General features: G+C 64.4%; 17 protein-coding genes. 13 read left to right on the top strand and 4 right to left on the bottom strand.

The window, feature by feature from the left end:
• Positions 1–10: 10 nt before the first annotated feature.
• Positions 11–832, top strand: coding sequence for a helix-turn-helix transcriptional regulator (locus SM191_RS10250; RefSeq protein ID WP_341506116.1), 822 nt, complete (start codon positions 11–13; stop codon positions 830–832).
• A 121-nt stretch (positions 833–953) separates the two neighbouring features.
• Here the strand turns inward: SM191_RS10250 and SM191_RS10245 are convergent, their stop codons facing one another.
• Positions 954–1,838, bottom strand: coding sequence for a LysR family transcriptional regulator (locus SM191_RS10245; protein WP_320451407.1), 885 nt, complete (start codon positions 1,836–1,838; stop codon positions 954–956).
• A gap of 166 nt (positions 1,839–2,004) precedes the next feature.
• Here SM191_RS10245 and SM191_RS10240 point away from each other — a divergent pair, with 166 nt between their 5' ends.
• The 8 genes from SM191_RS10240 (at position 2,005) to SM191_RS10205 (ending at position 12,059) form a co-directional block, all read left to right on the top strand.
• A complete protein-coding gene (locus tag SM191_RS10240) occupies positions 2,005–3,075 on the top strand; it encodes a catalase family peroxidase (RefSeq protein ID WP_306996648.1) in 1,071 nt (356 codons plus the stop codon).
• Positions 3,072–3,668: a cytochrome b gene (locus tag SM191_RS10235; protein WP_306996646.1), complete on the top strand. Its 597-nt coding sequence runs from the start codon at positions 3,072–3,074 to the stop codon at positions 3,666–3,668. The genes SM191_RS10240 and SM191_RS10235 overlap by 4 nt, the downstream gene beginning before the upstream one ends.
• A gap of 114 nt (positions 3,669–3,782) precedes the next feature.
• Complete coding sequence (locus tag SM191_RS10230) at positions 3,783–4,670, top strand: SDR family oxidoreductase (RefSeq protein WP_341506115.1); 888 nt, start codon at positions 3,783–3,785, stop codon at positions 4,668–4,670.
• 116 nt (positions 4,671–4,786) lie between these two features.
• Positions 4,787–5,041 carry a hypothetical protein gene (locus SM191_RS10225; protein ID WP_341506114.1) on the top strand — a complete coding sequence of 85 codons (255 nt, stop codon included), beginning with the start codon at positions 4,787–4,789 and terminating at the stop codon, positions 5,039–5,041.
• Between the two features lie 135 nt (positions 5,042–5,176).
• The gene (locus SM191_RS10220) at positions 5,177–6,394 is read left to right on the top strand and encodes a TetR/AcrR family transcriptional regulator (protein WP_341506113.1); all 1,218 of its coding nucleotides are present in this window, start codon (positions 5,177–5,179) and stop codon (positions 6,392–6,394) included.
• Between the two features lie 227 nt (positions 6,395–6,621).
• Entirely contained in the window at positions 6,622–8,871 is a 2,250-nt protein-coding gene (locus SM191_RS10215; protein WP_341506112.1) for a TonB-dependent receptor, read from the top strand.
• On the top strand, positions 8,871–10,511 hold the full coding sequence (locus tag SM191_RS10210) for an alkaline phosphatase D family protein (protein ID WP_341506111.1): 1,641 nt from the start codon (positions 8,871–8,873) through the stop codon (positions 10,509–10,511). Before SM191_RS10215 ends, SM191_RS10210 begins: the two co-directional genes overlap by 1 nt.
• A 105-nt stretch (positions 10,512–10,616) precedes the next feature.
• Positions 10,617–12,059 carry an IS1182 family transposase gene (locus tag SM191_RS10205; protein ID WP_341506110.1) on the top strand — a complete coding sequence of 481 codons (1,443 nt, stop codon included), beginning with the start codon at positions 10,617–10,619 and terminating at the stop codon, positions 12,057–12,059.
• A gap of 176 nt (positions 12,060–12,235) precedes the next feature.
• On the opposite strand, the gene SM191_RS10200 is transcribed toward SM191_RS10205, so the two are convergent.
• Together SM191_RS10200 and SM191_RS10195 are read right to left on the bottom strand one after the other, a co-directional pair.
• The gene (locus SM191_RS10200; RefSeq protein WP_341506109.1) at positions 12,236–12,922 is read right to left on the bottom strand and encodes a B3/B4 domain-containing protein; all 687 of its coding nucleotides are present in this window, start codon (positions 12,920–12,922) and stop codon (positions 12,236–12,238) included.
• Positions 12,923–13,208: 286 nt separating this feature from the next.
• Entirely contained in the window at positions 13,209–14,102 is an 894-nt protein-coding gene (locus SM191_RS10195; protein ID WP_341506108.1) for a LysR family transcriptional regulator ArgP, read from the bottom strand.
• Positions 14,103–14,170: 68 nt separating this feature from the next.
• On the opposite strand from SM191_RS10195, the gene SM191_RS10190 reads away from it, so the two are divergent.
• The 4 genes from SM191_RS10190 to SM191_RS10175 all read left to right on the top strand — a co-directional run bounded on the left by SM191_RS10190 (position 14,171) and on the right by SM191_RS10175 (position 16,777).
• Positions 14,171–14,794 (top strand): LysE/ArgO family amino acid transporter, encoded by a 624-nt coding sequence (locus SM191_RS10190; RefSeq protein ID WP_341506107.1) that lies wholly within the window; start codon positions 14,171–14,173, stop codon positions 14,792–14,794.
• Positions 14,795–14,921: 127 nt separating this feature from the next.
• On the top strand, positions 14,922–15,239 hold the full coding sequence (locus SM191_RS10185; RefSeq protein ID WP_341506106.1) for a DMT family transporter: 318 nt from the start codon (positions 14,922–14,924) through the stop codon (positions 15,237–15,239).
• 10 nt (positions 15,240–15,249) lie between these two features.
• Positions 15,250–15,864: a LysE family translocator gene (locus SM191_RS10180; protein WP_341506105.1), complete on the top strand. Its 615-nt coding sequence runs from the start codon at positions 15,250–15,252 to the stop codon at positions 15,862–15,864.
• Positions 15,865–15,880: 16 nt separating this feature from the next.
• On the top strand, positions 15,881–16,777 hold the full coding sequence (locus tag SM191_RS10175) for a dihydrodipicolinate synthase family protein (RefSeq protein WP_341506104.1): 897 nt from the start codon (positions 15,881–15,883) through the stop codon (positions 16,775–16,777).
• Here SM191_RS10175 and SM191_RS10170 read toward each other — a convergent pair.
• Positions 16,770–17,181 (bottom strand): hypothetical protein (locus SM191_RS10170; protein ID WP_341506103.1); only part of this gene is annotated, 412 nt, incomplete at its 5' end. The two genes, SM191_RS10175 and SM191_RS10170, sit on opposite strands and share 8 nt — an antisense overlap.

Here is a 17,181-nt window from a genome sequence, read left to right as displayed (position 1 = left end):
CGGGAAGACGATGGCGACTGACTTCGACAATGGTCTCGGCCGCTATCTGAAGGATCGCCGTAGCCGGCTTGATCCGGACGCGTTCGGCTTTTCGACACAGCGTCGCCGGACCCCCGGCCTGAGACGCGAGGAGGTGGCGCAGCGCGCCAACATCAGCCCGACTTGGTACACCTGGCTTGAACAGGGACGGGGCGGGGCACCCTCGCCCGACGTGCTGAACCGCATCGCGCGCGGGCTGATGCTGACCGACGCCGAGCGCGAGCATCTGTTCATGCTGGCGCTCGGCCGCCCGCCCGAAGTCCGTTATAAGGCAACCGATACGGTGACGCCGCGCTTGCAACGTCTGCTCGACATGATGATCGCCAGCCCGGCGATCATCAAGACCGCGACTTGGGACGTGGTGGCGTGGAACCAGGCTGCGGCGCTCGTGCTGACCGATTACGGCACGCTGCCGCCTAAGGAGCGCAACATATTGCGGCTCGTCTTCTGCAACGACCGGATCCGCGGATCGCAGGAGGATTGGGAAAGCACCGCCCGTTTCGTCGTCGGCGCCTTTCTAGCCGATGCGGCGCGGGCCGGTGCTGTGTCGGAAGTCGGCCAGCTCGTCACCGAGCTTTGCGCGACAAGCCCGGACTTCGCGGCGCTCTGGGCGGACAACGACGTGCGCTTCCACGGCGAGGGGAGTAAGCGGCTCCGCCATCCCGAGTTAGGGCCGATCGAGCTGGAATATTCGGGCTTCGCGGTCGATGGCCGCCCCGATCTTGGCATGATCGTCTACAACCCTGTCGATCCCGCCGTCGCCGATCGCGTCCGGTCGCTCGTTGCCGGGTAGCTTTGCGCTTTCGCGAAAGGGAATGGCGATCGAGACCACAACCTCAATCAGCTGATTTATGGCGAGGAGCCGGTTCCGTTAGGCTGGCGGATGCGTGCGAGCGTCCCCTTCCCTCCGCGTCCTACTTCGGGTTCTTCAAGTGGTCGATAAGGGACCTGAGCGCGGCGGACACATGCCGACGCCCGGAATAGTAAAGGAACAGCTCGCTGAACTGTGCGCGATAATCGGGCAGGCATCGGATCAGCCGTCCGCTGTCGATATGCGCCCGCGCGCCCTCTTCGAAAACGAAGGCAAGGCCGGCACCTTGCAGGGCGGCTTCGATCATGAGCGATTGATCGTTGAGGATCAGCGACCCCGTGACGTTCGTCTTGCTGATCTGGCCGTTACGCTCGAACATCCAGGGTGTCAGAACGCCGCTCGGTAGCCGGTACAGGATACAGCGGTGGTGGACGAGGTCGTCCGGGCTCATCGGCAGGTCCCGCCCGGCCAGATAGGCGGGCGAGGCAAGAACTGCGAAGTGGAAGGCCTGGTTCAGGCGCACCGCGATCATGTCCTGCTGCATGGCGATGCCGAACCGGATACCGGCGTCGAACCCCTCGGCGACGATGTCCACCATTCGGTCATTGGAATCGATTTCCACCGACAAGCGGGGATAGGTCGAGGCCAGCGCGGTGACCGCGCCGATGATGCTGACGCTGACCGAACGGGGGACGGTGAGACGAAGCGATCCGTGCGGCTCGCCCCGGAAATCATCGACGGCATCGACGGCCTGGTCGAGTTCGCCCAGGGCCTGCTTGGCACGGGAATGTAAGAGGCGGCCAGCCTCGGTCAGCGAGACGCTCCGCGTCGTCCTGTTGAGCAGCCGAACCCCCAGCCGTTCCTCCAGCGTCCGTACCGCGTGGCTGAGCGTGGACCGTGTCACCCCGCGATCGAGAGCGGCCCGCTGAAAGCTGAGCCTGTCGGCGACGGCCACGAACGCGGCGATTTCCTGGAGATTTCGGCTCATTGTTCGATATCATTCAACAGCTTATTCGGGATTGTCCATCTAATCCTTCCGAATTTTCACGGCTAGAACGCGCATGCCAGAGGCAGGCCAGCCCCCGCCGGGATGATCGGCTTGCCTCTGAATGTGCCACCCGGATCGGCTGTCCGACCGGTATCAGGAGTCGTATATGGCTGACCGCCATTCGTTGAAACGCGCTTGGCTTCCGCTGGCGAGCATCGCGGCGATCGCCGGATCGCTGGTCGCGGCCTTTGCCTGGAGCGCCGGACTGGTCGGCAACCGGATCACCACCGCGACTTTCCTGGCCGATACGCCCAAACCCTTCCCGGCGGGCTATCGTCGCGCGCATGGCAAGGGCATCTGTTTCGATGGAGTCTTCCATGCGAGCGGTGCCGCTGCGTCAATTTCGACATCGCGGGTGTTTTCACAAGCGCAGGCACGGGCCATCGGCCGTTTCTCGATCGGGACGGCGGATCCCTATGCGCCGGACAATTCGACGCGCACCGTCAGCATGGCCATGCTGATCACCGCCGATGACGGTGAACAATGGCGCATGAAAATGAACAACGAGCCGCTCTTCGCGACCCATGATGCGAAAGGCTTCCTCGCCCGAATTGCCGCCTTTGCGCCCGATCCGGCGACCGGCCAGCCCGATCCGACGAAGGTCGCGGCGTTCTACCGAGATTATCCCGAAGCCCGCCGCGTCATCGAAGCGAAGGCCAAGGCGCCGTGGCCGAGCAGCTTCGCGGGCGCGCAATATCATGCCATCCACGCCTATTTCTTCATCGGCCCCGACGGGCGGCGCCAGCCGGTGCGATGGAGGTGGCGTCCCCATGCCCCATTTACCGGCTGGAGCGTCGAGGAACGCGCCAAGGCCGATCCCGATCACCTGTTCAAGGATATCGCCGAGCGCCTGACACACGGGCCGCTGCGCTGGGACCTCGTGCTGCAACTGGCGGAGCCGGGTGACCCGGTCGACGATCCGTCGCAGCCCTGGCCCGCGACACGCCGGCAGATCGTCGGCGGCACGTTGGAGGTCACGCGCGTGGTCGACCAGGCCAAGGGCCTATGCCGGGATATCAATTTCGATCCGACCCTCGTGCCGAAGGGCATCGCGCTCACGAACGATCCGGTGCTGGCCACGCGTGGCGGGATCTACGCGCATTCCTACAATGCCCGCCTCCGCGAGATCGGCTATGGTCGTGCCACGGATGCGGTCGGCAGGGGAGCCGGTCGATGAACGACAGCGTGTCCGATGCCGCACGGGATGAAGACCAAGCGCAATGCGTCGAGGCGGACCGAGGGCATTTCAACGTCCTGGCGCGGGTGCTGCACTGGGGGATGGCGGCGGCAATCTTCGCCATGCTCTTTATGGGTGTCGGCATGACGACGTCGCTGACCTGGCGTCCGGTGCTGCTCGACCTGCACCAGCCGCTCGGGCTCGCCATCCTGCTGCTGGTCGTCGTCCGGCTGGCCAACCGGTTGCGTCACGGCGCCCCGGCGCTACCGCCCGAGACACCCCGGCTCCAGGCGCTGGCGGCGACCGCCAGCCACTGGATGCTCTACGGCCTGATGGTCCTGCTCCCGCTGATCGGCTGGGGGATGCGATCGGCCGGGGGCTGGCCCGTCAGGATGATCCAGGGATGGAATTTGCCGCCGATCGCCCCGACCGACCCGACGGTTTATGCCCTGTTGCGCGATGCGCATAGCATTCTGGCGTGGTTGCTGTTCGCGGTGGTGATCGCGCATCTGTCGGCGGCTTTGCTGCACGGCTGGATTTACCGCGACGGGGTGTTCTCGTCGATGGCGCGGGGCCCGGCGCGTTCCGCTTAGCCGACCCGCCTGACGTCGCCCGGCCCGCACACCGCTTTTCCGCAACTATTTTCCCGGCCCTCGGGCCGAACACCGACACGGTCGGAGAAAGAGCAGTACGTCATGGCAATATTGTTGACCGGAAGCACCGGCCATACGGGCATGGAAATTGCCCGCATCCTGGCGTCGCACGATGTTGCGGCGAAGGCTCTGACACGCTCGCCCGACAAGGCCCGCTTGCCCGCCGGTGTGACGCCGGTCCGGGGCGACCTGTCCGATATCGAGGTCATGCGCGACGCGCTTCAGGGGATCGAAACGCTTTTGCTGCTGGCGCCCAATGTGCCGGATGAGTTGGATCAGACACTTACGACGCTTGCCCTGGCACGGGATGCGGGCGTGCGCGGGATCGTCTATCTTTCCGTCTTCGAATGCGATCGTCATGCCGACGTTCCGCATTTTGCTTGCAAGGTCGCAGCGGAACGGATGATCGAACAATGCGATCTGCCCGCGACGATCCTGCGCTCCGCCTATTTCATGCAGAACGACCTAGAGCAGAAATCGCCGCTCTTGGATCATGGGGTCTACGGCATGCCGCTGGGGCATGTTGGCATGGCCGCCGTCGATACGCGCGACCTTGCCGAAATCGCGGCCATGCAGCTCCTGCGGCGCCACGCGGCCCCGACCCAGCTGGCGCGGGAATGCCTTAATGTTGTCGGCCCGGACGATCTGACGCCGGAGTCGATCACGCAAATCTGGAGCGACGCCCTGGCCCGCGATATCGCCTATGCCGGTGATGATCTGGACGCGTTCCAGGACCGGCTCAAGCCGTTCGTCCCGGCCGGGTTCGCCTATGATCTGGGCCTAATGCTGCGCGCCTTCCAGCGTCACGGCGCCCGCGCCAGTGCGGAAGACCGTGCGACCATGTCGAGACTGCTAGGTCGCCCGCCTAGGCGCTATGCGGCGTTCGCCGCCGAGACCGCGAAGGCCTGGGCAAGCGCGTCGACACCGGTTCGGTGTGACTGAAACGGGACGGTCATCGATCCCTCGCGCGGTGCGTAGTGGCCGGATCATTCGGTGGCATAGGCGTGGCCTTCCTCCTTCGTTCTAGCAAATGAGCGACGGCCGAGACGTCTAGGGCTATGTCATATGGGATCGAAAAAAGAGAACTAAAAGGCATTCTTGAAATCATATCGGCAAGCGTTTTGGGAAAGCTCACGCATCCTTCAACAATGTCGGCGGATAAGATATCAGCATGGGTCGATCACCAAGCGGGGCTTGGTCGGCAGGGCTTGGGACTGCTGCCGGAGCAGATTTTTATTTACGCACCTGACAGGCATGTCGCCGACAGCGGGAACGGGATCGTAGGTGCCCAACGAACCGTGCGCATCTGCTGACTTGGGTCTGAGAGGGCTGTATGCAGGTCCGGTGAGCCCTTCCCCCATCGAAATCCACCGGACACGCCAGCCTTTTGCGGACGACCTCCCGTCGGCGAAACAGGCGCACATAACAGGCCGGGCATAAGCGCTCCGATGGCGAGGCAACTGGATGATCCGCGCGAGCTGTTGATCGATGCAACCATTGCACTGGTTGCCGAGAACGGACTTGCCGCCTTTTCGCTGCGCACGGTAAGCGCGGCGATCGGGCGAAGCACGGGGGTGGTCTTCCATCATTTCGGCGGCAAGGACGGGTTGCTCGCCGCCGCAGCCGAGGTAGCGCTCGGGCGCGATACGGCATTCCACACCGTCATGTTTGAAGACTTCGACGGCATCTGTAGCGATGCGTCGATCACCGCCGATGTCGTGTCACACTATGTCGCGGCGCGCGCGGCCAGCGCGGACCCCGTAATCCGCTTCTGGTGGGAACTGACCTTCCATACCGACAGGTGGCCGGGTGCTGGCGCAAGCCGTCTGCGGCACCATGCGATGCAGGTCGATTTCTGGCAGCGAGTGTTAGTACCGCTGGGCGCGCGCACTGATCTTGCCGCGTGCATCACCGATCTCGTGTCGATGGAATCCATCTTTGCGTCGGTCCTGCATCGTGAACCCTCTTACGATCTCCTGATGCGCGAGACGATCCGACAGGTGGTGGGACACCGCGGTCGGACGCCAGACAGTGTCGCGCACCGGCTGTCGTTGTCGGCACCGCCGGCGGCACCGCGCATCTCCATCGGCGAGGGGATGGCAGCGCAACTTGTCGAGAGCGCCGCGCGACAGATATCGTTGTACGGCGTCGGCGCATTAAACCATCGCCGGCTGACGGCGATCGCCGGAGCCTCGTCATCAATGATTGTCTATCATTTCGGCAATACCGAACGCTTTGCCGAACAGGCCATTTGGGCGGCGCTGTTGCAGAAGCTACCATCGACGCTCGATTACGAGGCGGCGGTCGTCGGTGAGCGTCAGGACCCTGCAAAATGGTCCACCGGCTTGCTGCGGATGCTGGGGATCGGCAACGCCGACGCCTTCTATGTCGGCTATGCCCGCATCGTCGGGCAGACCTGCTTGCTCGCGCGAAACAACCCGGCGTTCGTGCCGCTGGTGCGGCATCTGCGGATACTGGAAGGCGCCGGCATCCACCATGCGAGCCGGACGGAATGGCCCGCCTCATTCGAACTGACACGGGCGCAGGCGGCGGCGTTCGCTATCTGGATCAAAGGCTTTGCATTGAGCGAAGCCCCGGTGATCGGCGAGGCGGCTGCCCGCCAGCGCCTGACGGATGTCATCGATATCCTCACGGCAAGCCTGTAGGGTACATCGAACGGGCGTTACGCTGTTTGGATGGATAGAACTGCTGCTGCCCGCCAATGAGCGATCATCAATCGAATCGCCGTCATAAAACTGTTGCGGATCGTCGGTAGTGCCACTGCCAACAACAAAACAACCGTTACGTCCGAGGCTATCAATCGCAACCGCGCGCTGAACGCCCGCGGTTGCGATCGCCAGCTCTCGCGTGCGGTAAAAGGGGCGCTTCGATCATGCAGATACTCTCCTCCCGCCGGTTCCGGCATTCGACCGTCGCGTGCGGTGCGCTGGCCGCGGCGCTTCTGGCCAGTCCGGCTTTCGCCCAGTCGACACCGCCGGCCGCGAGCGCCGACGTCCCGACCGGGGATGATGCGGAGATCGTCGTAACGGCGCAGAAGCGCACGCAGACGCTGCTTCAGGTCCCCTCGGCGGTACTTGCGATCAGCGGCGACCGGTTGCGTGAAACCGGCACCACGAACTTCCTGCAACTGACCCAGCAGACACCCGGCGTCATCGCCTCGAACCAGTTGGTCGGTGGCCGGACCATCCAGACCTTTACCATTCGTGGCATCGGCTATGATGATTTCCGCCCCAATGGCAGTCCCTCGGCCGCCGTGCATTTCGACGGCGTCTATCAGGGATCGTCAGCGCTGATCGGTGGCCAGATGTTCGACGTGGCACGGGTCGAGATCCTGAAGGGGCCGCAGGGAACACTTTATGGCCGCAACACCACCGCCGGCGCGGTCAACGTGATCTCGCAGAAGCCCGGGACCACGTCCGAAGGCTATGCGATGCTTGACTATGCGCGTTTCGGTAGCGTCCGCGCAGAAGGCGCAGTCAACGTACCGGTCAACGATGCCGTCGCGGTTCGCGTTTCGGGCGTCTACGACCGGACCGACGGTTTCCTGACCAATGTCGGGTCAGGCCGGTTCGGCGGCAGCACGCCCAATCCTGCGATCCCGGCCAACGGCAACCCGGCGCGCGACGACCAGGCAGCGGGATCGACCTTCTACGCCGGACGCGCGCTGGTATCGGTGCAAGCCGGTACTGGCACGGAGTTGCTGCTGAACCTGCACGGCTTCGACGAAACGGGCGGTCAGGCGCAAGCCGAGCGGACGCTGGCGACCGGGACCTATGCCGCCAATGCACCCTATACCTTCGACGCCAACGTCGTCCCGCGGCTTTCCAAGCAGAATTACGGCGGGTCGCTGACGCTGACGCAGGATGTGGGCGACACGGTGGAGATGACCGTAGTCGGCGGCTACGAACATTTGAAGCAGCGCTACACCTGGAACGACGGACAGCCGATCCGGCAGTTCGACATTGCCTATCGCGACCGTCTGGAACAGGGATCGGTCGAGGCGCGGTTGCAGAACCGCGTCGGGACCACGTTCGACTGGGTCGTTGGCGGGGCCTATTTCCGCGACGATACCACCCTCGACAGTACGCTTGATAGTTCGGACGTGTTTCGCACCGTGTTCGACGCGGCCTATCGTCAGAAACGCAGCAGTTGGGCAGTGTTCGGCGATGGCACCTATCATCTGAACGATGCGCTCAAACTGGGGATCGGTTTGCGGTACACGCGCGAGAACAGCCGCTTCCTCGGTGCCACCGTGGATGCCAACCCCTATGGAACGTCCGTGGCCGGAGCAGCGCTGCCGGGTATTCCCGTCGCCTTCGACAACCGGTTCGAGGACGGACGCCTGTCGGGCAAAAGCTCGCTCAGCTATTCGCTCAGCCACAATGCCGAGGTCTATGCCTCGTTGGGGCGCGGTTTCAAGGCAGGTGGCTTCGATGGATCGACGATCTTTTCGGCACCCGAGGCCCTGCCGTTCCGGTCCGAGAATGTCTGGGCCTATGAGGGGGGCGTCAAATTCCTGCCTCGCGGCGGGCCGATGCAGATCGAGGCATCTGGCTATTATTACGACTATACCGACCTTCAGGCCAATTCGACCCTGGAGCCTACGCCGGGCGTCTTCACCAACATCCGCACGAATGTAGGCAAGGCCACGGTATATGGCGGTGAATTGTCGATGACGGCGCGTCCGGTGACGGGGCTCGAGCTCCGTCTCGGCGCAGCGTTGCTGCACAGCAAGGTGACGGAAATCCGGTCCGCGAACGCGGCGGAGGCGGCACGCCGCCTGGGAAACCCGCTGCCCAACGCCCCGGCAATGACGCTGAACGGCTCGGTCCGCTACGAGATCCCGCTTGGCGAACGGCTGACGCTGACCCCGCTCGTCACCGGCCGCTTCGTCAGCAAGTATTTCACCGAGCTGGATAACTACCATGCGATCGGCGATTATTTCATCGGCGATGCCCGGATCGAATTGAACGTCGACCGGCGCTGGTCGATCGCGGGCTATGTCCGCAACTTCTCCGACACACTGTACGAAAATGGTGCGGCCGCGGCGTCACGGACCGTGTTCAACGTGTTCCGGGGCGCGCCGCGAACCTACGGCCTGTCACTGGGCGCGCGGTTCTGATGTCGGGCATCGATCGACGCACGGTGCTGGCAGGCGGCATTGCCGGCACCACACTCGCCGCGACCGCGCGCGGTACCACGCCACGGACGACGCCGTTCGCCTATGGCGTGGCGAGCGGCGATCCCGGTGCGGACCGGATGCTTCTGTGGACGCGGGCGCGGCGTACCGGTGGCCGCCCGGTTGACGGTGCGTGGCAGGTCGCGACCGACGCGGCGTTCGGCAGCATCGTCGCACAGGGCGCGTTCCGCGCGACCGACGCGACCGATCACACCGTCAAGGTCGATGTTACCGGGCTGAACCCCGGCACCGATTACTGGTATCGCTTCACCGCCGATGGTGTCGCCTCACCGGTCGGACGGACGCGGACGCTCCCTACCGGATCGCTCGACCGGCTCGATATCGTGCTGGCGTGCTGCGCGATGTACACCCAGGGCGAATTCCACGCCTATCGCGCGATCGCCGAGCGGCCGACGCTCGATCTGGTGCTGTTCGTCGGCGATTACATCTACGAATATGGCACCGGCGGTATCCGCCTCGCCCCCGACATACGTCCGGCCGAACCGTCCGGTGATGCGGTGACGCTCGCCGACTATCGAACCCGCTATGCCCAGTGGCGCCGTGATCCAGCGCTCCAGGCCGCCCATGCGCGGGCGCCGTGGATCTGCATGTGGGATGACCACGAGATCGCCAATGACGACTGGACCGGCGGCGCGCAGCACCATGATCCCGCTCGCCAGGGGCCGTGGGAGGCGCGGAAGGCGGCGGCGGTGCGCGCCTATCTCGAATGGATGCCGATCCGCGATCCGCAAGGGCCGGATCGCCATGCCATCAACCGCGCCTATGCGTTCGGCGACCTGGCGACGCTGGTGCTACCGGAAACCCGACTGGAGGCGCGCGATCGCCCGTTGACGCTGACCGGCGACCTGCACGGCCGCACCCCGTCCGACATCGCTGCATTCCGGCATCTACTGGCCGATCCCGACCGGAGGATGGTTGGGCAAGCGCAGATGGAATGGCTTGGCTTCAGCATCGAAGAAAACGACGCGGCGGGGCGGCCGTGGCTGCTGTTCGGCAGCCCGACAATCATGGCACGTTACGTCTATCCCGATCTGAACGCGATGCTCTCGCCCGACGCACGCGCTGCGCTCGATGCCCGACGTCCGGGCTTTTCCGCAGTGTTCGAGCAGACCGGACTGGGCTTGCCGCTGTTCAACCTTGACTCGTGGGACGGCTATCCCGCCGAACGCGACCGGGTGTACGACCTGTTCGAGCGCGCCAGGGCCGATGTCGTCGTGCTGTCGGGCGACAGTCACATGGCCTGGATCAACGAGCTGCACCGCGGCGACCGGCGGATCGCGGTTGAAGTGTCGGCGTCGACGCTGACCGGCCCGTCAATGGGCCATCTCCTGCATCTCGACGATACCGCGCTCGGAGCGGCCTTTGCCCGTGAGAACGACGACGTCCTGTGGTGCGACCATCTCGCGGTGGGCCTCGTCGCCCTGTCGGTGACGCGCGACGCGATCAAGGCGCAATTCCTGTCAGTCGATGCGCCCCGCGCCAGGAACAGCGGTATGACCGTCGCGAAACGGGTTAGAACGCGGCGAACGGCAGGTCGGCAAAGCGGATGGGAGATGCTTTGACCGAGCAACCTCGATCCCCTTGAAAATGGTTGCCCGATGCTGACCGTCTTTCCCGCTTGAGATGGCAGACCGTGCGAAAACTCGGCGGTTGATTCCATCGGGTCGGTGACCGGCGTATGCTGTGTCCATGGCGTATATCGAGGGTCATGCGCGCGACTTGGGGCTGCTGTTGCCGGCATCGGTCGAGGATTATGTGGCGGCGGACAGCCCGTCGATGCGTTTGTCGACGAGCTTGATCTGGGTGAGGCCGGCTTCCGTCGGTCCCGGCCGAAAGCGACGGGGCGTCCGGGATATAACCCGGCCGACATGCTCAAGCTCTACCTGTATGGCTACCTCAACCGGGTGCGGTCGAGCCGGCGTCTGGAGGCGGAGGCGACGCGCAACCTGGAACTGATCTGGCTGCTGCGCGGACTTCGGCCCGACTACAAGACCATCGCCGATTTCCGTCGCGACAATCGGGGGGCGTTCAAGGCGGTGTTCCGCGCCTTCGTCGTCCTGTGCCGCAGGTTCGACCTGTTCGGACGCGAGTTGCTGGCGGTGGACGGCACCCGACTGAAGGCAGTGAACAATCCGGGACGCAATTTCTCGCGCGACAAGCTGACCAGATACATGGCGGCGGCCGACGAGCGGATCGCGGGATACCTGGCGGAGCTGGATGCCATCGACCGCGGCGAGGATGGCCAAGGGCCCGATCGCCGCAAGGCACTGGCCGCGAAGATCGCTCACGTGCGTAAGCGGCGGCAGGTGCAGGCGGCGATGCTGGAACAGTTGAACGCCAGCGGCGAGAGCCAGATCTCGCTGACCGATCCCGATGCGCGCGCGATGGTCTCGGGCCAGAAAACCGTTGTCGGCTACAACGCGCAGGTGGCGGTCGATGCGAAGCACAAGCTGATCGTCGAACAGCACGTCACCAATGCCGCGACCGACATGGGTCTGCTGGCAGTGACCGCCGGCGCGGCCAGGGAGGCGCTCGGCGTCGAGCGCATCGATGCCGTGGCGGACATGGGCTATTACAAGGGTGAGGACATCGAGGCGTGCGAGGCGAATGGCATCACCCCGTATGTCGCTAGGCCCGAGCGGGGCAGCGCGGTCGCCAACGGCCGCTTTCCCAAGGAGCGTTTTGCTTACGACCCGGAAGCCGACGCCTACCGCTGTCCCGGCGGCCAGCTTCTCGACACCCGCTACCGCTCGGTCACCAACGGCCATGTGTCGATCCAGTATTCCAGTCCCGCCGCCTGTGCCGCCTGCACCATCAGGGCGCGCTGTACCGGGGGCCGCTGGCGCCGCATCAACCGCTGGGAGAACGAGGCGGTGCTCGAGCGCATGGCTAGGCGGCTCGCCGCCCGGCCCGGCATCCTCGACGTCCGCCGGGAAACGGTCGAGCATCCGTTCGGCTCGATCAAGCAATGGATGAACCAGGGCGCATTTCTCATGCGCGGGCTGGAGAAGGTCCGCGGCGAGTTCAGCCTGACCGCGCTTGCCTACAATCTGAGGCGGGCCATCACGCTCGTCGGTACCCCGGGGCTGATCCAGGCGGTGACGGCCTGATCCGCGCCGCCAAGGGCGTCGATACAACCGGATATGCTCCCCATCGCGCCGATATGCCGCCCGCACAGCCCAAAAAACTAATCAAGCGTCTCCCCCGACCCACCTTGCCGAAAAAACGTCAGGTCGGCACCGTGCCACCGGGTTTCCGCACGGTCTGGATGGTGTTTCGGGAATGGTTAGGCGGTCGCCATAGTTTCGAGCGTAATCGTGCAGCCGGGGATCAGCGTCCGCAGCCCTGCCTCAAGAGCAGTCGCGGCTTCATTCAGCGCGTCGATCGGCATAGTATCGAGGCTTTCGAGAACGAACCACATCCGCCCGGTAAAGCTATCAAGACGGGTGCGGGTGCCCTGTCGCCAGTTCCAGCGTCGGCACGTCACGCCAACGTCGTCGCGCCAGATAACCTCGCCGGGGGCAGGATGCTCGATCGCAGGCGTCCCGTTGGCAATCGTGTCAAACTGCTCGGTGCCATCCGCGACCGTGAGGCGAGGAGGGCCAACATAGGCGTCGATGTTTTCGCCGCCCACCGGCACGGCGAAGCGAAGCGATACGGCATTGTAGATGTCGACGACGGGATTGATCGCCGGCAGCCCACCGTCCTTCAGCACCCGCTTGCGAAGCGCCTGCGCTGAACAAGGAGTGCGGTTCGGCTTGGCCCCGAACCCGGAATAGACATCTGACCAGCTTGAAAGGTGCGCCTCCGCCCATGTTGGCCCGCCTTCCTGAACCACACGACACGCATCCGTGAGAACCGCCGGGTCGAGCGGCTTCGTAGCCACACCATGCGCGTCGACGAACAGGCTGACCGCCCGGAAGTCGGGCGCGAGCGTCGAAATTTCAGGGTCGATAATCGGGCGCGGAAACATGGATAGCTCTTTCAAAAGAATGCTTATTTGCCGGCGTCATTGCGCCACGGCGCTGCATAATTGTGCCGGACTGCGGCCTCCGACGTCCGCAACATCGTTTTCCAGAATCCATCCAACCTCGCGTTGCGTGTCAGCGCTGGTTGGGTACGGCTATTTGATGGGCGGACGATCGTGGCAGACATTGCAAACTCCGGGTCAGGGTGCAGCCCGTATCGGGTCATTCGCTATCTGGCCCTTGACGAGGAATAAGTGAAACTCATCTTCCTTCAGCCAATGAAGCTGCGCTTCATTGCAGATCGCTTGTTGCAGCTTCTCGTATAGCTGTGGTCAACCGGCGCAGCGTCGCAGCATGGAGACGGGCAACCGTCCAGTAGAGCTTCACGTCGAGACGCAAGGCAGGTTGTAACTCCACAAGCCGTGCGGACGACAGATGGTCGGCAACGAGCTGCACCGGGTTCATCCCCCATCCGACACCGGCGAGGATGAAATCGAGCAAACCGTGGGTGGAAGGCACCCAATGGATCGGGCTGGTAAGATCGACGCCATGCGCCTCCCGCGTCCAACGCGCCTGCATGGTATCGTGTCGATCGAACCTCATGTGTGGTGCGCGGGCGAGGGCTTCGGCATTCACCCCATCACTGAAATAGCGGTCGACGAACGCCGGCGTTGCGCAGGCGACATATCGCAACGCGCCCAGCGCGCTGGTCTTGCAACCCTGCACCGGCTCGGGATCATCGGTGACGGCCGCCAACACTTCGTTCGCGCGCAATCGGTCGGCCGTCCGCGTCTCGTCGTCGAGCGTCAGTTCAAGCGTGATGCCCGATCCGGGATCGAACGCCGCAATGGCGGCTGGAAACCAGGTAGAGAGACTGTCAGCATTGACCGCGATCCGCAGCGTCATCGGTGCATCGGCCTCTGCCGCACCACGACCGAGTGAGGGCGCGAGATCATGTTCAAGAAGGCGAACACGGTCGAGATGGGCGCAAAGCGTGCGTCCCAGCTCGGTGGGTTCGCACGGCTGACCGCGCACGATCAGGATCGCGCCAAGCCTTTCCTCCAGGCCACGCACCCGCTGCGAGATGGCAGACGGGGTGATGCCGAGCGAGGCTGCGCCGCGCTCGAATGTCCCTTCCCGGACAATGGCGGCAACCGCCGCGATCGAAGCATAATCCAACATCATGAAGTCATGCTTCATCCCGTTAAGGCAAACAAGCTTCACTGAACTGCTGTGGCTAGTCATTGGGGGGCATGGTCAACACCGTCCCCCCCTTCTTCACCGGCTTCGCCCTGTCAGCCGCACTCATCATGGCGATCGGTGCGCAAAACCTCTTCGTGCTGCGCCAAGGGCTGCGGCAGGAACATGTCGGTCCTATCGTGCTGTTCTGCGGGAGTGTCGACGCGCTGCTCATCATCGCCGGCGTCGCGGGTGTCGGCGCGTTTCTGGCCGCCATTCCCCAACTCACACTTGCCCTGTCGTTGGGCGGAGCGGCGTTCCTCGGTTGGTACGGGGTCAAGGCACTGCGACGCATGGCAGCGCCAGACGCGATGGTGGTCGGTGACAGTGCCGGCGTAACGCTGGGTCGAGCGCTGACCGCAACTGCGGCGTTCACGCTGCTCAACCCGCACGTCTATCTGGACACGGTGCTGCTGATGGGAACTGCCGCCTCGACGCAGGCCTCCGCTGTCCGGCCGATCTTTGCGGCGGGTGCAGCGACCGCGAGCTTCACCTGGTTTGCAGCACTTGGCTACGGAGCGCGCCTCCTGAAGCCGGTGTTTGCGCGGCCTGCGGCGTGGCGCGTGCTGGATGCGTTCGTCGGCATCGTCATGCTGACATTGGCGGCGTCGCTGCTGCTGCACGCGCTGCCAGTATAATCCTGATCCCGGCTTGTCCGGCGATGATACGGTCGAAGATGACGACCGAGCGGTGACCACGTTCCCGCCTCCACCTGGAGCCTCAAGACCGGGACGGCCCGGCAGCTCAATCAGTGTGGAGTTTGTCATGGCGTGGGTAATTTTGGTGATCGGTGGTCTGTTCGAGGTGGTGTGGGCCTATGCGATGAAACAGTCGCAAGGCTTTACCCGGTTCTGGCCAAGCGCGATCACCGCTGCGGGCGTCCTCATGAGCATGGGGCTTCTGTCGTGGTCGATGCGAACGCTGCCGCTCGGCACAGCCTACATGGTGTGGACCGGGATCGGCGCGGTCGGTGCCTTCGCGGTTGGCATCGTGATTTTGGGCGAGCCAGCCAACGCGATGCGGCTCGTCGCCGCATTGTTGATCCTGAGCGGCCTCGTCATGATGAAGCTGGCAACGCCATGAAGGGGGAACGATGAAAGAGCTGCTGCTGGTCTATGTTGCCTATGTGATCGCCGCGGGCAGTCCTGGCCCGAGCACGATGGCGATCATGTCGGTCGCGATGGGACAGGGGCGCCGCGCCGCCCTGGCCTTGGCGGCCGGCGTCATCACCATGTCGTTCGTATGGGGGCTGATTGCGGCGACCGGCCTGTCGGCGCTGTTGGCGCGCTATGCGCAGGCGCTTGTCATCCTGAAGATCGCGGGCGGCCTCTACCTCCTGTGGCTCGCGTTCAAGTCGGCACGGTCGGCGCTGCGCAGCGATGACGCTGCCGTGTCGGCTCCACGCGAGCGCCCGAGTGCGAAGGCGCTCTACCGGCGTGGGGTGCTGATGCACCTTGGCAACCCAAAGTCCGTGCTGTCCTGGCTGGCGATCATGACGCTCGGTGTCGGCGCGCACGCCTCGATGGGGCGTGTTGCCACGGCCTTCCTGGGCTGCGTAGCGCTCGGCGTCGTCCTGTTCGGCGGTTACGCGCTACTGTTCTCGACCGCGCCGATGGTGCGCGGTTACGCGCGCGCTCGCCGCTGGATTGAGGGGACGCTGGCGGTGGTTTTCGCCGGTGCTGGCCTCAAGCTCCTGACCGTCCGCTGATCTGAAAGACCTGCTCATGCCCAAGCTCTTCACCGGCCTGTCGGCCTTTCCGCTGACCCCGGCCGATCCCGATGGGATTGTCGACACTGCCGCCCTTGGCACGTTGGTCGACCGCCTGGTTACGGCGGGCGTGGACTCGATCGGGCTGCTCGGCAGCACGGGCATCTACGCCTATCTCGATCGCGCCCAGCGCGGCAGGGCGATTGCAGCGGCGATGGAAGTGACGGGCGGTCGTGTGCCATTGATGGTCGGTATCGGCGCACTTCGGACGAGCTGGGCGATCGATCTTGCGCGTGATGCGGAGCGCGCAGGGGCGTCCGGGCTGCTGCTCGCGCCGGTGTCCTATGCGGCGCTGACCGATGGCGAGGCTGCGGCGCACTATCGGGCGGTCGCCGGCGCCACGGCGCTGCCCCTGTGCATCTACAACAATCCCGGAACCACCAACTTCACCTTTTCCGATGCGCTGATCGCTGATCTGGCGACGGTGACTGGCATCGTTGCGATCAAGATGCCGCTGCCGGCGGACGATGACTATGCCGGCGAGCTGGCCCGGCTGCGCGCCACGACACCGGAGACGTTCGCGATCGGTTACAGCGGTGATTGGGGGGCTGCTCCATCGCTTCTGGCGGGGGGTGACGCTTGGTATAGCGTCGTCGCCGGCCTGCTGCCCGACTTGGCGCTGCGTCTGACCCGCGCTGCGCAGGGTGGAGATGCGAACGAGACGGCAGCGATCGATGCAGCCTTCGCGCCGCTATGGGCGCTGTTCAAGGCGCATGGCAGCCTACGGCTTATGTACGCGATTGGCGATCGGCTATCGCTACCGGTCGGTAATCCGCCACTGCCTATAATGCGAGCGGGAGCCGACGTCGTGGCAACCGTTGGAGCGGCGCTCGACCGTCTAGGTGCTAATTAATTGGCCGGTCGCTTCCCACAAACGAACCCGAGGTAGGATTCCGGTTGAGCCGGGTGGTCCAACGTATGCCCCGGGCATGGGCATTCTCAAAATCCGTTCCCGATTGCCATTTCCCAAAACCACCGTTCTGTGATGGGAAATCGGGAACGCCATCAACCAGCCTGCGATAGACAGCAAGACGTCGAAAACTCGCCTCCTTCTTGTCGACCTGACACGGTGAACCGATAACGCAGGCACTTCTGGAAAATTCGCGAGCGCCCCCCGCAACGGCGTCGCGCTGAACCTGCCACGCCCGGCCTATGAGCCGGCGCGCATCACCTCCAACGACCCAGGCGACCTCCCCGTCGCCGGTCGGTGATGCGCGCCTCAACGATCCGGGGCTTGTCAGCGCGGCCTTCGACGAT

Origin of the sequence: Sphingomonas sp. 2378, from assembly GCF_038084995.1 — a bacterium.
In the GTDB taxonomy this organism is placed as follows: domain Bacteria; phylum Pseudomonadota; class Alphaproteobacteria; order Sphingomonadales; family Sphingomonadaceae; genus Sphingomonas.
This window is presented reverse-complemented; position numbering and strand designations above follow the sequence as displayed.

Bases quoted from the DNA above. Each gene is read 5' to 3' on its own strand.
- SM191_RS10180 (WP_341506105.1), top strand. From the start codon at position 15,250: ATGAAAGAGCTGCTGCTGGTCTATGTTGCCTATGTGATCGCCGCGGGC.
- SM191_RS10215 (WP_341506112.1), top strand. From the start codon at position 6,622: ATGCAGATACTCTCCTCCCGCCGGTTCCGGCATTCGACCGTCGCGTGC.
- SM191_RS10175 (WP_341506104.1), top strand. From the start codon at position 15,881: ATGCCCAAGCTCTTCACCGGCCTGTCGGCCTTTCCGCTGACCCCGGCC.
- SM191_RS10200 (WP_341506109.1), bottom strand. From the start codon at position 12,922: ATGTTTCCGCGCCCGATTATCGACCCTGAAATTTCGACGCTCGCGCCC.
- SM191_RS10220 (WP_341506113.1), top strand. From the start codon at position 5,177: ATGGCGAGGCAACTGGATGATCCGCGCGAGCTGTTGATCGATGCAACC.
- SM191_RS10190 (WP_341506107.1), top strand. From the start codon at position 14,171: ATGGTCAACACCGTCCCCCCCTTCTTCACCGGCTTCGCCCTGTCAGCC.
- SM191_RS10225 (WP_341506114.1), top strand. From the start codon at position 4,787: ATGTCATATGGGATCGAAAAAAGAGAACTAAAAGGCATTCTTGAAATC.
- SM191_RS10185 (WP_341506106.1), top strand. From the start codon at position 14,922: ATGGCGTGGGTAATTTTGGTGATCGGTGGTCTGTTCGAGGTGGTGTGG.
- SM191_RS10250 (WP_341506116.1), top strand. From the start codon at position 11: ATGGCGACTGACTTCGACAATGGTCTCGGCCGCTATCTGAAGGATCGC.
- SM191_RS10240 (WP_306996648.1), top strand. From the start codon at position 2,005: ATGGCTGACCGCCATTCGTTGAAACGCGCTTGGCTTCCGCTGGCGAGC.
- SM191_RS10245 (WP_320451407.1), bottom strand. From the start codon at position 1,838: ATGAGCCGAAATCTCCAGGAAATCGCCGCGTTCGTGGCCGTCGCCGAC.
- SM191_RS10195 (WP_341506108.1), bottom strand. From the start codon at position 14,102: ATGATGTTGGATTATGCTTCGATCGCGGCGGTTGCCGCCATTGTCCGG.
- SM191_RS10210 (WP_341506111.1), top strand. From the start codon at position 8,871: ATGTCGGGCATCGATCGACGCACGGTGCTGGCAGGCGGCATTGCCGGC.
- SM191_RS10235 (WP_306996646.1), top strand. From the start codon at position 3,072: ATGAACGACAGCGTGTCCGATGCCGCACGGGATGAAGACCAAGCGCAA.